This window comes from Tamlana crocina (assembly GCF_012037625.1).
Map to the genome: position 1 here is coordinate 18,091 of NZ_JAAVJS010000004.1, position 16,496 is coordinate 34,586.

Genomic DNA, 16,496 nt, shown 5'->3' on the forward strand with positions numbered 1-16,496 from the left:
TATATCTTATTTTTTTAGTTTAAATGTTGTTTCTAAATAGTCTTTTGAAGACGTCCCAACCATTACGGTGTAATCGCCTGCCTCTAACACTTTTTCCATAGTGATGCCTGTAAACTCTAACATTTTAGGTGTAATTTTAAATGAAACCGTTTTACTTTCTCCTGCATTAAATTCTATCTTTTGGAATCCCTTGAGCTCTTTATCAGGGCGTGTAACTGAACCAATTTCGTCTTTAATATACATTTGAATCACTTCCTTGGCTTTCATACTTCCTTTGTTGGTAACCTTGACACTTACCTCGAGTTCCGTATCTGGTGTAATTTCTCCGTTAGAAATAGAAATGTCTGAATATTCAAAATCACCATAGCTTAAACCATGACCGAATGGATACAATGGTCCTTTACCTAAGAACAAGTATTCTTTCTTATAATTGATTTCCTTCATACTATAATGAAATGGAATTTGCCCAATAGACCTTGGAATAGTGACAGGCGATTTACCCGATGGCGACACCTCACCGAAAATGATTCTTGCAGTAGATTCGTCCCCAAACTCACTTAAATCCCAAGTATCCAGAATAGCATCAGCATGCTCCGCAATGGCATTAATAGAAAGTGTTCTTCTATGCTTTAATACCACAATAACTGGTTTACCCAAGGCTTTTACACGCTCAATCAATTCGTCTTGTGGCCCTACCGGATCTATGGTGGCTCTATCACCTAAGGCATGGGTAAAGAACGCTTCTTTTGACGTAAATTCATCGCCTCCCATAAATAAAACAATAACATCAGAACTTCTAGCAATGGATACCAATTTATCTAAGGCTTTTCCATCTCTTGGCAACAGTTTTGGTTCTCCACCTTTTTCATCTGTTAAATGAAACCCTTTTTCTGCAACAAATTTAATATTGTCGTCTGCCACAGATTCAAACATAGCTTTGGTATTTTCTGTAACAAGAGGACCTAAAAGCGCAATTTTAGTAGGTTTTTTAGCATCAAGCGGTAGCGTATTAGCTTCGTTCTTTAGAAGAATAATAGACTCCAAATCTGATTCTTTCGCTAATTCTAAAGACGATTCTGCTCTGTTTCCTTTCTCCACATCTTCGATATTAATGTAAGGATTATCAAAAAGCCCTAAAATGAATTTAGTTCTTAAAACACGTCTTACAGATCTATCAATTAGTTTTTCAAGTTCTGGATTTTTCTTTACCATTTCAGGAAGATAGGCATAAGAATCTTCTGCATATAAATCGATATCAATTCCAGCTTCTAGTCCCATTTGTGCAGCAGCTTCTGGAGATTCGGCAACATTCATAAAATAAAATAAACGGGCTATATCATTTGAGTCTGAAACTACATAACCTTCAAATCCCCATTGGTCTCTTAAAACACCAGTAAGCAACTCTGGATTACCATGAGACGCCACACCATTTATATCTCCATGTGATGCCATTATACCTAAAGTTTTAGCTTCCTTAACCGCAGCTTCAAAGGGCGGATATATTTCATCAATTAATGTTCTAGGAGAAATTTCAATAGCTGCAAAGTTAGAGCCACCTAACACTTGTCCGTAAGCTGCAAAATGTTTAGTCACTGCACCAATATGGGTACCATTACCTAAACCTTCGTAATTACCTTGTACACCAATAACAGCGTTTTTTACCATTTGCGTGGTTAAATATGTGTCTTCACCAAAAGCCTCACTCATACGACCAAAACGAGGATCGCGCACTAAATCTGCTTCAGGTGAATGGCACATGTGCATCCCTCGTAGTCTTGCTTCTCTACCCACAACATCCCATTGGCGCTGCACCAATTCTGGGTTAAAAGATGCTGCAGATGTCATTGGGCGTCCAAATCGAGTACACCCCTCTGCATCAACACCGTTGTATGACTCTGTTACGAATAACGCTGGTATACCCCAACGGTTATTTTCAATGATGTATTTTTGAAGCTCGTTGTTCATTTTTGCGGCGGCAACGGCATCAATATGCTCTCCAGGGTTCTTAATTCCTGCAATGCCCAACTTTAATTTTTCTATAACTTTTTTTGACAATTTTAAGTTGCCATTAGCATCAGGTTTTGTACCAATATTGGCATGAAAAATTCGCATTTGTGCCACTTTCTCTTCAATGGACAACTTTGGTAATAGTGCTTCTACACGTTCATCTATTGACAACGAAGCATCTTTGTAATCTTTGGAATTTGAGTCTCCCTTTTCACATGAAACAAAAACTGCCAATAACGCTAAAAAAAGTAATTTTCTCATTAGTTTGTAATGTTTGTATAGTTTTAGTTATTAAATGTAAATCGATTTATTGCTAAGGTTTGATCATTATTTTTAAACACAAAGCAAATTGAGGTTACATCTTTTAAATTTTTTATATCAAATTGTCTTTTTTGAAAGGTATAAATATCATTTTTAGGTATTTCTAGGATTGCTAATAATTTACCATCTGCATTGGAATCTCTTATTTCAATTTTACTAGCCTCGCTTGATAAAACTTCTAATTCCAACACTGTTTTATCATCCAACCCTTTCACATTAGGGTAAATTACATAATTGTTATCTTTTAATGGTTTAATAGAAAATCCTCCCAACGTGTTTTCAACTTTTTTGACACCCTTGGCATTAAAATAATCCTCTGCCTCAATACTCATATCGGCATCATAATTACCTACTCCAATACCATCAACTCTTATGGCCGCCATTTTGCCATCGTCCTTATAATGAATATAACTTATGAAACTTTCCCTAAAATAACGATTTCCTGTCTGACTAACATCACAATAAATATAATACCATTGGTTATGCCATTCAAAGAAAGATCCATGACGCCCTTGTAAAAATCCGTTAGGCCATGTGGGAGCCTCAAAACCTTCTGCAAAACTCGATTCCTTTATCACAGAATCTTTATAATCATACGGTCCATAAAGATTATCAGCCATAGCATAAAAACAACCCCATGATAAATAATACTTGCCGTTATATTTATGCACAAAAGGCTTATCGTCTGTTGGCATTTTTTTGTTGTCTCCATAAGGATTATAGGGCCCTCGCGGGTTATTTATTACAATTTTCTTTGGAGATTCTGCTAAACTTATCATATCCTCATTTAGTTTAGCTATATAATAATCCCATACACCAAATACGATATAATGTTCTCCATTGTCTTCAAAAATGGCCATATCGTATTCATGTGTAGGTGTTAAATCTGAGGACAATAGTGGTTTACCTAAAACATCCTTCCAAGGGCCTACTGGTGTTTCTCCAACTACCACCCCTGTTTGTTCGTTACCTTCGGAAAAATAAAAATAATAGTTCCCATTTCTATAGGCAGCATCGGTAGCCCAACATCTTGAAAATTCTTTTCCAATATAGGTGTCTTTGGGTCTTAAAACACTGCGTTTAGTCCAGTTAACCAAATCAGGCGAGGACCACACCCACCAATCTTCCATAATAAAATTATCATTGTCAATAGATTTATCATGCGAAGCATAAACGTAAGCAGTATCGTTGAATATATGAATATGAGGATCGTTTAACCCTACGTTCGGTACAATAGGATTTTGAGTAAATGCTGTTGTAATAACTAATAACATTACTCCTACAATTCCGTTTGATATTTTAATATTTCTTTTCAAATTATTCAATTCCACAAAAGCTATCCATAATTTTTGTAACTACTGCGACCTCTTCTACGGAGCATGGATTTTCGTTTTCTCCTAAAAAGTAGCTAACCACTTGTTCTATCATAGGTTGCTGCACGTGTTTAGGATTTTCGAACTTAAAAGTTTCCGTTTTATCACTAGTTTCAACACTAATTTCATCACTGTAAAAAGAAAACGAAATAGTGCCTTTTTCTCCAGTAATAATGCATCTATCCCTGTCTTTAGACGCAGCGAAATCCCAACTACCTTTAAAATGAACACCATTTTTAAATGCTACTTCACCCCTAACAACATCACCTGTTGAGATATTATTATCAATATACCCTTTGTTTATTTTGGTTACTTCACCAAAATAATGACACATTAAATCTATTTGGTGTGGTGCTATATCATGAAAATAACCACCACCCGAAATTTCAGGGTTTAACCGCCAATTTTCATCGGTTTTGGCTATTAAATTGGCGTTTTGAGATTGTGCAATATCAATTTCTGCCGAAGATACTTTACCAATTGCATTGGCTTCTAACAATTCCTTAACCTTGATAAACAAAGGTAAATTTCTACGATAATGCGCTACGGTAACCTTTACATTACTTTGGTTCACTATTCCTAAAAGCTCATCAGCCTCCTTACTGTTTAGTACCATAGGCTTTTCTAAGTACACATTTTTACCTGCTTGAATGGCTTGTTTTGTATAGTTTAAGTGTGAAGAAGGCGGAGTTGATATATACACTGCATTCACCTTTTTATCGTTAATTAACTCTGAAGCACTCGTAGTATAATTTGGCACATGATGCCGCGCGGCAAAATCCTTTACTTTTTCCTCATTTCGACGCATGACACTTATTAAAGACGAGTTCTGTACCTTTTGAAAAGCAGGACCACTTTTAATTTCCGCAACATCGCCACAACCTATAATCCCCCAATTGATATTTCTTATAGTCATATAATTACAAGTTATCTCGCTTAAAGTAGCATTTTGCACTTGAGATGATGTTTTGTCCGATTTTAAATAATGTAAATTGATAAATTCATTGACTAAAACCTCTACTTATGCCCGAGGGCAGAGGTCCTAAATTCAATTTTCAAAAATAATGTTAAAGATAAAATTTGAAATCTGTAGACCTGTCCTGTACTGTGCGGTAATTGCTAGGGAAAAAGAAAAAATCACTTTACATTGAACGAACAAACCATTTTGACCCAATTAGCTCAAATGGAATCTGTACTTACCAAAACCATCCAATCTTTATCAATTTCTGACGGTGGCTCTCCTAATCCAACTATTCCCGGGCCCTTGACCGAAGAAATCCTGCCTTCTTGCAAATCACCGCCCTTCCTTGGGTCAAACCATTTTATTTTATATGAGTTAGTAGAGGGTCCTAAATCTAGGTTTATTTCACCTGCATTCGCTTCTGTATAAATAGCATAAACCTCCCCTTCCTTGGCTAAACAATATGATATGTCTTCGGAAATCACTAAATCATCACTCGGTTCCATTTTCCAAAACGGGATATAATTATTGAAAAAGTGCAAAGCATATCTGTTTTGATCCCAAAACAAGTCGCGACTTCTAAAATCCTGACATGTTAAATCGGAATTAGGACTGGCATAGCCAAAATACCATTCAACCCCATAACCACCTGCCATCAGCGTACCGTACATAGCCCTTCCTCTGGCATAATTATGTTCTGAATCTTCATCGTCGGGTAATAATGCAATATTTGCTTTTCCCGGTTCATCAACGGCCAAAGCCCACTTTTTACCTGTGGCATACGATTTTTCCTGCCATTTTAAAACCCTTCCATGAACATCATTAAAATCTGGATGACTAAGTTGCAAAGACGCTCCCGTTAAGGGTGATTTGTCTCCAATAAAATCGTAGTACCTATCGTCCTTATTTGGGAAGGTATGCAGAACCAAATGACTCTTATAAGCATCTAATTTTGAAACGTAGTCCGCTACTTTTAGGACTTCCTCAGTAGGTTGATTATTTTCTTCTCCTAAATTCCAGTTCATTGACAAATGGTGCCCAAAACGTGCAATAAGCTCGCGGTAATACAATTTACCTTCTGTACCAAAAACGCCCTTATCCATTAAATGGTCGGTTTCAGTTTCGTGGGTTTTAAAATGTAAAAACATGCCTTTGGTTTCAGCATATTCAAATATGCGCTCCCATTGGTCTAGTTTAGAAACATCAAACCGTGTTTTGTGGAACATGCTTTCCCACGCTTCTTTATTTTTCTTTACACTGGCGTAAGTTTCGTAATCTTCAATCGGGACTTTTAATAAATGAGGGAAAATATTTCGGTCGTCTCCATCAACATTAAAGGTTAAAAAAGAAAATACATTTAATTCCTCACCGGCCAGATAATTAATAGCACCTAAAAGGTTCTTCCCTTTGGTTTCCTTCCATAAAAAAGGTGTCCCACTGTCGTCGAAATCTTTGGCATGTGGCTCCCATGTTTTTTGAAAATCGAGTGCATTGGTGGACACATCAAAATCAGTATAGGCGAGTAAATTCTCGGGAGCATCCACTCCTAATTTTATAAAATACTTTTGGCTGTCGGCAAATTTTAAATATGATTCACCAACATACTGTAACTTTCCTTTAGCTCTATTGTCAACACCCGTTTTATCAGATTCTGCAATGGTAAAACTACCCGTTTGCCCATCCATAAAACCGGCATTTGAGGCATTGGACACATCTTCTGCAATGGCAACATTTTCTCCTTCCTTAAAAGAAACGTTATAGGTCCATTCCCCAATAGCATTGGGCGTAAAACGGACCTGCCAAATATCTCCTTTATCTGCACTTGTATTGGCAGCATTGCCATCGGCAGCATAAAACCCTGGGACAACAAATGTGTTTTCACCATTTTTGAACGTTACATCCAAGCGATAGTTCAAAAATGGATTATTAGCATTCATTTCACTAGTTTCCGGGCCTTCAAAATTAAGCACAATTCTGTGCCACTTTTTTAATTGACCATCAATTTTAGCAACCTTTTGTTGTTGACAAGAACTGAGAATTAGGAGAAAGAAGAATAGAAAATTAAGAAGTTTATTCATTTTATATTGACTTAATCAACAACTATTTTTTTAACTAGCTTACTATTTCCATTGGATAATTCTAAAAAATAAATCCCTTGTATGTGGTTTGAAAAATCTACTATATTTTGAGAAACTATGCCACTTTGAATAATTTGACCTTGGATATTTAATAAGTTGTACCTAAGGTTTTGAATATTGGTTTTGATATTGAAAACACCTTCACTAGGATTAGGGTAAATCAGTACTTTTTGGATATTAAAGTCGTTTGTACTTAAAGCTGACTTCAACTCAAACTCAATTTTATCAGGTTCGCTTGATAATGATCTTCGTTGCGTAAGTCTTACTGTGTTTTCACCTTGATTTAAGGTAATATTTGGAATTCTTGTCTTTAAATATATATTCCAGTCAAAGGTCCTTGTAATTAAAACATCGTCATATAAAGTTCCGTTTATTTCAATATCCATGATGGAATCATCTCTATTTCTATTTGCGGCAAAAAGAATAAAATCATAACTACCAGCTGTGGCAACTTGAAATTTATGTTCTATAAACTGATTTGAAGCAAAAGCGTCTATATATTCTCCTCCTGATGCCGAAGTGCTCGACCCTATATTTATGTCAGTACTAGCTGTTGTATAATCTTCGGCCTCTAGTGATATCAAAACTGGGGCATCAACTTCAGATAGTGTAAATTCTTGAAAATACAATGGGCGCTTATCACCAACTCCAGGCGTATTGTTTCCAGTATCTTCCATGAGATAAACATATAGTTTATTACCATCAACAAAAGCATCAAAATGTGCATAATTTGTGCTTTCTGTACCTGCATAAACTATTTCCCAATTACTCTGATCCTCCAATGTAGTTTTGATATTTACTTTTCCGCCTAAAAGCTCTACCATAAACACATGGTTTTTGTAGCTATAAATTTCCCCACGAACTTGTGGATTTGGGATAAGTCCACCTACATTACTAGAAAAATTAGTATCAGTAGCCAACTTATAATAGTGCACATTTCTATTATCAACACGTTGCACAAAATGAATCGCACCATTTGCAGTAACGGTCCACGCTGGATCGGAAGACGACCGAGGCAATGAAGCTGTCCCATAATCATCTCCTGGTTGTGCTATTTGAACCGGATCTGAATTAGGATTAATATTATTTCTGATCGGTAAAGCAATAGAAGTATCATTTACATCAAACCAAGGTATAGATGCATTTGAAGGAATTCCATTAGTATAAGCGTAATATAATCCACTATTTAACATATATCCATTACTAGTATTAGTATCACTATTAGTGGAGTATCGTATAGAAAAACCAGAATAAAACTTGCCGTTTAAAAAACGCTCACCACCATACATATTGTTTCTATTAGGTAACGCAAGCGTACCTTCATGAAATAACCAATTATCACTCCACACACTACCATCATAATGTGCTAAAAGTATATCGCCATTACCAGAACCACCTTGCCTGTATCTCGCAATTAAACTTCCGTCATCGGCTCTGTGAATCATTGGGTAGGTCATTCGTTCATAATCCTCACCAGATTTTAAATAATTTCGTTTAGGATTGAAAATATCCAAAGTAAACTCATTATCAGGTACAAAAGCCATGTTTGCTTTTGAAACTGAATAATTAAAGAAATGATTGGGCAATGAAGATGACCTATAAGCGTGCATGTCATATAATATATGAATCGTATTGTCTATTGTACTCACACCAATAGCTGCTGTATTATGAGAATCGCCACGTATACCTGTACCATTTAGAAGTTCACCGCCTTGTCCTACATGTTGGTGAGGAAATTCAATAGTAACCCAATTGGAATTTGGTACATTCAAATTCTTTCTTGACAACATTAAATTTCGTGCATCCATTCCTCCTTTATACCAAGTAACAAAGGCATAACCATTAACAACATCTACACAATCGCCATGTGGAGTTATTCTTGGAGAAAACCTATAATTTACATTCCTAGCTCCTGCAAAATACAAACCACCTTCACCATCACCAGACACTCTAGTTGAACTATCTAAAGTAGCAACTAATTCATTTTGAGCTTCAACTAAAGAACAAAACACTAATAACAAACATAATACAAAGTAACTCTTTTTCATTTTTCATTTTTTTAAAAGTCTTGTCTTTATTACTTTAGAAGACTTACAAAAAAAGCCAGTAAAAATATAATCTTACTGGCCTTAAATTATTCATTCTACTTTAAAATGAATTAATTTTAAGCTGAATAGTGTGTTTACCCGGTGACAATCTTATATATTTAAAAGCAGATGGTACTTTTTCTCCATTATAGATTAGGTCTTTTCCTCCTAAGTCATTTAGCGAAAATTCGCCAACCATGTTTCCTGGAATTTCAATTTCGTAGGTTTGTAACCTTGGCCCATTATGAGTGTACTTTGCTTTTATACCACCACGTACAGTTGGTACAACTATTTCACTAGATTTTAGCTTGCCCATTTGTGGTTTTATGGTGGCTATACCAAATCCAGGAGTTTTTGGCTTTATGCCCCATAAGCCTCTTGGTATTATGTTGGCAGGTGCAGCACCCCAAGCATGATTCCAATCTAAATTTACTTTATAGTCGTAATCCCAAGCTTCTAAGGTGATTGTTGAACCTACTCTAATCATATTATACCAACTTCTTTTTGCTTTACTAGTTAATAACTCAAGCGCATAATCTTCTTCGCCTGCGTTATATAAGCCATCCATTAAAAATTGTGCTCCGTAAACACTACAAGCCAAGCCTCTCGATTTTACATAATCTACAACAGAGTCAAAATGTTCCTCTGGCACCAAACCAAAGGCTAATGGCATCATATTGGCATGCAATGAGGCATGATCGGTTCCTATTCCGTCTACATATATGCCGCGTTCTTTATCGAACATTTGTTCGTTAACCGCCTTTTTGGCTTTGGCTGCACGATATTCAAAGTCTAAAGCTTCTTGCGTTTTTCCTAAAAGCTGAGCAAATTCTGCCATGATTTTCATGTTTTCATAGAAGAAGGAGTTTATTACAGTACTGTAAGGCATGAAAACAAAACCATCGCGTTCACCTTTAGTTTTACTTCCTGCAAAATTCTTTGAGGGCCAATCTACAATATCGGTTAACGGTTTTTTGTATCCTTCAGGAAAGCCTAACTTTTTCATAAATTCGGCATCCACTTTTGTAGAGGTGATGAGTCCATCTTCATTGGAAAGTTCATAAAGTGACTTATGTTTTAGGGCTTCATAATAGCGCTCAATAAGCTCGGTGTTCCCTGTGTACATATAATCTGCATAGATGAGAAGGGGCACATGTTGTTGCCACTCTGTTGGCCAAGTAGGATGCTTCATGAAATACTCTATAGTTCTTCTTGCCATGGCATACTCCCTGTCTGTGGTATAGTGACTTAGCTGATTTAAGTAGGCATCTGCTTCATATGGAATACGCTCTCTGTCTCCATCAACATACAAACCATTGAAGGTTGTTGCCTTTATGGAGTATTTACATAAATCCCAAACTTGATTCAATATATCGTTATCACTTTCAAAATTACTGGCTTTGTCATCCCAATAGGTACGAAATGCCAGTTGCTCAACATCGCTTAATTTGATTTCCGACTGAGCGCCTTCAATTTCGGCATATCTAAACGGCACTAAGGGCGGAAAACCATCTGGCAATGGAATGGCCTGATTGGGGCGTGTATTCCTTTCATCGGTCTGTACCGGTATTCTGTACTCTGTTTGTCCTGGCTTAACATTAACCTTTAACTCTTGGTACCGAATATTACTTCTTGCCGGGGGCGTTCTGTTAACGTTTCCTTTATCGTCAACCATTTCTCCAACTCTTACCGTTAAAGTATGTGGGGTTTTCGCATGGTAAGTAAAATCCATGGTGGCAAAAGCGGCTTTACCAAAATCGATAAAATATACGCCATTTCTATTTTCAAATTTCGTTGGTTTTATTTTATCCGTAACAAATTGATTTTCGGTAGAAATGATATAGCTATCACTTTTTCCCGTTTTAAATTTTTGAGCTTTTGAATAATCAACCAGTCGATTTTCTTCGTCCCAAATTCTAACTTTCCAATAATAGGTTTTACCTATTTCTAAAGCGTTACCTTGGTATTCTACATCTGTAGATTGAGATGAACGTACTTGGCCGCTATCCCAAACGTTACCGTTATTAGCATTGATACTGGCTTGGTTTGATGCAACCAATATCTGGTAAGCCGATTGAAATTTTGAACCTAAAGGCACAGTCCAACCAAACTCTGGTTTCAAATCGAATACCTCAACTTCCATTTCTGGTTCTCTTATCAACTCGACCGTCAAATCGGTTGGTGCAGCTCTGTATTCATTACTATTTTTAGTTATTAGTTCATCAAGTTTTGCACGAAGCTTATCTGCTACTTTTAGATATTTTTTCTTACCGATTAAGTTATTAATTTCTTTTGGGTCTTTCTTGAGGTTATAAAGCTCTTCAATGGTTTTATCGTTAACATAACGGAAATATTTCCATTCTTCGGTGCGTACCCCCTCACTTGGAGGTATATTTTCAAAATCCCATAAATGCTCTATGAGAATTGTATCTCTACCCATGGTATTTGTTTCTTGCTTTACAATGGGCATTAAACTTTTACCCTGCCAAGATTCCGGAGCCTTTATTCCTGCTAAATCAGCTATGGTTGATGGCACATCAATATTAAGTGCCATATCGGTTATATCTTGATGCTTATTTACTCGCGGGTCAAAAACGATTAACGGTACGCGCACCGAGTTGTCGTACATCAACCACTTTCCTGCCAATTGGCGTTCGCCTAAAAAGTAGCCATTATCACCCATTAAAATGATAACCGTGTTTTTATCTACTCCCTTTTCTTTTAGCTTCTCCCTAATTTTTTTGATTTCCAAGTCTATTCCAGAAATCATTCTGTAATAACCCTTTAAACTGTGCTGGTACTTTTCAGGAGTATCGTAACGCCAAGTCCAGCGCAATCTATTAAACCCATCTCTAACGGCCTTTGGCTGTGCTTCAAAATACTTGTCCTCTCCTAATTCTGGATCCGGAATAGTGGTATTTTGCAAAAGATTGTCGGTGGTATTTTGCCAAAAGTATTGTTCGGGTGCACCGTCATGGGCATGAGGCGCGCTAAAGCTTAATGACAAACAAAATGGTTTTTCATTTTTAGCATTCTTTTCAATAAAATCGAGTGCCTGTTGCCCGGTATACCTCGTTAAGTGAACGGTATCTTTATCTATAGTCTTATAGTAATAACCTCGTCTATCTTTAAACCTATTATTGCGGTCATAGTCATCATGCTCATCAAATTGCTTATCTAAATCGTTATAACGCACACCATACTTACCGTAAAAACCAGTATAGTAACCATTATCCTTTAAAAGCTTCGGATATGAATTTGCCATATACTCCTCACGAACGTTCCCTGTCTGGAAATTGAAATTGTGTGACCTTTCGTGAAGCCCCGTTAATATGCTTGCCCTACTCGCAGCGCAAATAGGAGTTGTAACAACTGCACTATGGAAATACGTACCCGACTTAGCCAGGTTATCCATCTCTGGAGTGTCAACATATTTATTTCCGGCATAACCAATAGCATCAAACCGTTGGTCGTCGGTAAGTATAAAAATGATATTTGGTTTATCACTACTATTATTATTTTGGGCTTTGGCTACGTTTAAACCAGCCAACACACTCATTACTGCAATTAAAAAAATGTTGTTATACATATCTTAGTTTAGTTTATCGCTTTTTATTTTATGAAAATTGGTAGGCCACTCGACCACTTTGTTTCCGTATAGAGCATCAAGCCCCATCTGGACGCAAACCGCGGTATTTGCACCTGTATTAATATTTGATTTTGGTTGTTTTTGGCTATCAATAGCTTTTTTAAAATCCAATAGGGCTTGTTCACTTGGGTTTAAGTGCTCTACATTCAAGGAATAGCCTTTTTCTTCATCCCATGAATTTGTGGCACCGCTAACACCATCAACGTCCTTAACTATTTTATTTTTCTTTCCTTCAGGGTAAAACCAAGCTTTTTTGGTATCTATAACTATCGTTCCTTTATCACCTAATACCTTTATTTGATAACCATTATTGGCATTACCTGTTAAACAGGTAAATTTGGCTTTAACACCACTTGGATATGAATAGATTAGATGAACGTTGTCGAGGGTTTCCCTTCCATCCTTCCAGTAATCAATGCCCCCGGTACCAAAAACCTGACTTGGAACTTCATTTAAAACCCAATTCACAAAATCGATTTGATGCGAACATAACTCAGCTGTTAAACCACCCGAAAACTCTTTATACATTCTCCAGTTTACAGCCTTTTCATATTCTGGCTTTGGTACAGGTCGCCTCCAATTACCATGTCGGTTCCATTGACACTCGAAAGCTTGTATTTTACCAACCAAACCATTTTTTATCAACTCATGAACGTGGGTATAAAGCCGAGAACTATGGTATTGGTGTCCTGTTTGAAATATTAAATTGGATTGATTTACTTTTTCGACCAAATCATGAATCCCGCTATAACCCATGGCCAAGGTTTTTTCGCAATACACATGCTTTCCTGCATCAAGGGCATCACAAGCTATTTTTGAATGTGTGCTGAATGGCGTGGCTACAATTACAGCATCAACATTTTTATCATCCAATAATTTGCGATAATCAGTATATCCCACGCTTTTGGAATCGGCTCTCGACAGGCCTTTTTCTAATCTAAAAGGCAAAATATCGCAAGAAGCCACCACACTAATCCCATCTATTGAGTTGATAATAGAAGTAAGTCCTCCGCCTCTAGCACCTGTACCAACAACCCCAATATTAAGTTGATTATTAGCGTCGCTACCAGAGAACACATTACCGTACAACAATGATGAGCTGGCAATTGCTGCCGAAGCTATTCCTGCTTTTTGTATAAATAATCGTCTTTTCAAATTTTATAGTTTTGGTTCCCAACCTGGTTCATACTGTCTTGACCATAACTTCATGGCTTCCTTATCGTAAATTCTACCTGTTTGCTCATCGACCTCAAAACCTTTATTTACCCTATACGAGATATTTGCATAGTGGGTTAACATTTGTGACATAGCACCAATTTCGATAGGAGAGGTTAAGGCTTCCTTACCTCTAATCGCGTTAAAAAAGTTGACGGTATGCATGGTTGACAGGTTTCCGCCACCACCTAAAGCGACTCCGCCTTCTGAACTACCAGACTTCCATTCATCTATTTTTTCTCCACGTCTATCAAAAAGTTCATATCCGCTTCGGTCAATCATTGCAGAGCCCTCAGTTCCCATTATGATAGTCCCTCTGGCTTTACCGTATTTCTTATATGAATTTCTACTCACACCGTCCCATTGGATTACCTTGTCTTTTTCGAAAGTGTATGTTGCCAACATTTCATCATACATTTCCCAACCGTCGTCTTGAAAGTGGTTTTTCCAGCCCAAAGCCTCGACATGTTTTGGATAGTTTACGTTCAACGCCCAGCGTGCTATATCCAACTCGTGCGTAGCATTGTTTCCCATTTCTGCTGTTCCAAAATCCCATCCGTACCAATGCCAGTTATAATTCCATGTATCGTGGGTATAATCTTTTCGGGGAGAAGGCCCTTGGAACAAATCCCAATTCAAACCATTTGGAGGTGTTGCCTTTACAGGTAGAGGTACCTTCCCCCTAGCATTAGCGTAAAACGCAATGGCTTTGTAAGCCTCACCTATTTTTCCGTCATGGATTTCCTTTATGATTTTTATACTCTGCGCAGAGGAGCGTTGTTGATTCCCCATCTGCACTACTTTATTATATTTTTTTTGTGCAGCAACAACCAGCTCATTTTCGTGAGGGTTATGGCTACATGGTTTTTCTAGATAAACATGTTTACCCGCTTTCATAGCCATTATGGCTCCGGGGGTGTGCCAGTGATCTGGGGTAGCCATAAAAACGGCATCAACCTCTTTATCGTCCAGTATCTTACGGATATCTTCTTCTAAACTTGGCTTGTATTTAATTTTTTCACCCACCTTTTTAAGTGCCTTATCCATTTGACTAGGCATCACATCACATAAGTAACTTATACGGGCATTACTCTGTTTAGCAATTATCCCATCTATAAAAGCTCCATATCGTCTTCCTAAACCCTGAATAGCCACATTTATCCGGTCATTGGCACCAATTATATTATTATAACTTTGCGCCGTCATGGCATTTACACCACTGCCTATAGTTATTCCTGCAGTTGCCAATGTAGCTTTCTTTAAAAAATCTCTTCTTTTGTTATCCATAATTATTTCTTCTTCGGCACACGAATTTTAATATTTCTAAACGCCACTTTATCTCCGTGATCCTGCAACAAAATTTGTCCTTTCTCCAACATACCAAAGTTTGGCCATTTTTCGTATTTACTTTCAGATACCAGTTTTAAAAACGCATCGCTTCCACGGTCGTACTCCAACACCTTTACTCCATTTAACCAATGTTCTACATGATTATTAATCGATTTTATGTGCGCCGTGTTCCACTCACCAATCGGATTTATAGGCTTATTAGGATCGGCCTGAATTAAATCGTAAAGCGAAGCTACCGTTCTGCTCCCCTCATGCGAGCCCAACTTTGCATCAGGATGTAAATTGTCATCCAATATTTGATATTCCAAGCCTATGGACGAACCAGGACCTTTGTTAATTTCGGTATCTACATAATATTTTATACCGCTGTTGGCGCCTGGCGTTAGTTTAAAATCTACCTTTAATTCGAAATCGCCATAAGAGTCTTCTGTCACAATATCTCCACCTGCGGCAGATTCTGCTCCACCAGTATCGGCCACTATCAACTCACCGTTTTCAATAGACCAGCCCTTTTCCGGAAACCCATCAAGTTTAGCTCCTCGCCAGCCCTTGGTGGTTTTTCCATCCCAAAGCATTATCCAGCCATTTTTCTCCTCAAGCACCGTCAGGTTGTTTTTAGTTATAACAGGTTTTAGCGGTGATGTTCTGGAATATTGAGACAGGTTTTCAGTTAATATTTTAGCATTTCTCCATTTTACTTGCTTACCCAGTTTTTCTTTACTTTTCCCTATGGAGTGCACTTGCAACCCTATAAACCCTGATGCCGTTTTATCATCAATCAAATAGGCCGCAGGCACATTGTTTATCCATGTTTTAATAGTATCTCCTATGGCCTCTATTCTATAATGGTTCCAGTCGTTTTGCTTAAATGCTTTTTGCGCATCTTTATTGTGCTCTAGTGTATTGAGCCATTTCCGCCTACCCTCATCGTAAATACCTCCACTCCACGACCGTTTTGAAGGATCTATTTCTACTTGATAACCATGTACACGGCCATTTTCATAATACGGATAACTATTACTTCGAATTTGTATTCCGGAATTCATTACCGAATCAGCATTAAACTCAATCTCCAAAATAAAATCATCATACATTTTATCTGTAGTTAAAAACGTATTGGGTGTATTGGCCGCAGTAGTTCCTATTATAACACTATTTTCATTTTCATAGGTTGCTTCACCGCCTTTGATATTCCAACCTTGCAGAGAGCTATCTGTTATTAATTGTTTCCAAGGAATTTTGTTAGCCTCATTTTTACAGGAGTACAAGCCCAATACTGTTATTATTGTGAGAACCAAACTTAATTGAATATTTTTAACAATTTTCATTATCTGTATTTTTATTTTGGATGTTTGAATTTGAAACAATTGCTAGACGAAATAAAAGCCCTCTATA

General features: G+C 37.2%; 9 protein-coding genes. All 9 read right to left on the bottom strand.

What is annotated here, in order from left to right:
- Positions 1-6 precede the first annotated feature (6 nt).
- Positions 7-2,268: a glycoside hydrolase family 3 N-terminal domain-containing protein gene (locus tag HC176_RS03525; RefSeq protein ID WP_167916814.1), complete on the bottom strand. Its 2,262-nt coding sequence runs from the start codon at positions 2,266-2,268 to the stop codon at positions 7-9.
- A gap of 23 nt (positions 2,269-2,291) precedes the next feature.
- Positions 2,292-3,644 (bottom strand): family 43 glycosylhydrolase, encoded by a 1,353-nt coding sequence (locus HC176_RS03530; RefSeq protein ID WP_245234830.1) that lies wholly within the window; start codon positions 3,642-3,644, stop codon positions 2,292-2,294.
- Position 3,645: 1 nt separating this feature from the next.
- On the bottom strand, positions 3,646-4,617 hold the full coding sequence (locus HC176_RS03535; protein WP_209309651.1) for a Gfo/Idh/MocA family protein: 972 nt from the start codon (positions 4,615-4,617) through the stop codon (positions 3,646-3,648).
- A 263-nt stretch (positions 4,618-4,880) separates the two neighbouring features.
- Positions 4,881-6,740, bottom strand: coding sequence for a DUF5060 domain-containing protein (locus HC176_RS03540; RefSeq protein WP_167916815.1), 1,860 nt, complete (start codon positions 6,738-6,740; stop codon positions 4,881-4,883).
- Between the two features lie 11 nt (positions 6,741-6,751).
- A complete protein-coding gene (locus HC176_RS03545) occupies positions 6,752-8,848 on the bottom strand; it encodes a BNR-4 repeat-containing protein (protein WP_167916816.1) in 2,097 nt (698 codons plus the stop codon).
- Between the two features lie 100 nt (positions 8,849-8,948).
- A complete protein-coding gene (locus tag HC176_RS03550; RefSeq protein ID WP_167916817.1) occupies positions 8,949-12,476 on the bottom strand; it encodes an alpha-L-rhamnosidase-related protein in 3,528 nt (1,175 codons plus the stop codon).
- Positions 12,477-12,479: 3 nt separating this feature from the next.
- Positions 12,480-13,691 (bottom strand): Gfo/Idh/MocA family protein, encoded by a 1,212-nt coding sequence (locus HC176_RS03555; RefSeq protein ID WP_167916818.1) that lies wholly within the window; start codon positions 13,689-13,691, stop codon positions 12,480-12,482.
- 3 nt (positions 13,692-13,694) lie between these two features.
- Complete coding sequence (locus HC176_RS03560) at positions 13,695-15,038, bottom strand: Gfo/Idh/MocA family protein (protein ID WP_167916819.1); 1,344 nt, start codon at positions 15,036-15,038, stop codon at positions 13,695-13,697.
- A 2-nt stretch (positions 15,039-15,040) separates the two neighbouring features.
- The gene (locus HC176_RS03565; protein WP_167916820.1) at positions 15,041-16,429 is read right to left on the bottom strand and encodes a 3-keto-disaccharide hydrolase; all 1,389 of its coding nucleotides are present in this window, start codon (positions 16,427-16,429) and stop codon (positions 15,041-15,043) included.
- Positions 16,430-16,496: the final 67 nt, after the last annotated feature.

What these genes read in the sequence shown, in the direction of transcription:
- HC176_RS03540 (WP_167916815.1), bottom strand. Translation starts at nt 6,740, where the DNA reads ATGAATAAACTTCTTAATTTTCTATTCTTCTTTCTCCTAATTCTCAGT.
- HC176_RS03565 (WP_167916820.1), bottom strand. Translation starts at nt 16,429, where the DNA reads ATGAAAATTGTTAAAAATATTCAATTAAGTTTGGTTCTCACAATAATA.
- HC176_RS03525 (WP_167916814.1), bottom strand. Translation starts at nt 2,268, where the DNA reads ATGAGAAAATTACTTTTTTTAGCGTTATTGGCAGTTTTTGTTTCATGT.
- HC176_RS03550 (WP_167916817.1), bottom strand. Translation starts at nt 12,476, where the DNA reads ATGTATAACAACATTTTTTTAATTGCAGTAATGAGTGTGTTGGCTGGT.
- HC176_RS03560 (WP_167916819.1), bottom strand. Translation starts at nt 15,038, where the DNA reads ATGGATAACAAAAGAAGAGATTTTTTAAAGAAAGCTACATTGGCAACT.
- HC176_RS03535 (WP_209309651.1), bottom strand. Translation starts at nt 4,617, where the DNA reads ATGACTATAAGAAATATCAATTGGGGGATTATAGGTTGTGGCGATGTT.
- HC176_RS03545 (WP_167916816.1), bottom strand. Translation starts at nt 8,848, where the DNA reads ATGAAAAAGAGTTACTTTGTATTATGTTTGTTATTAGTGTTTTGTTCT.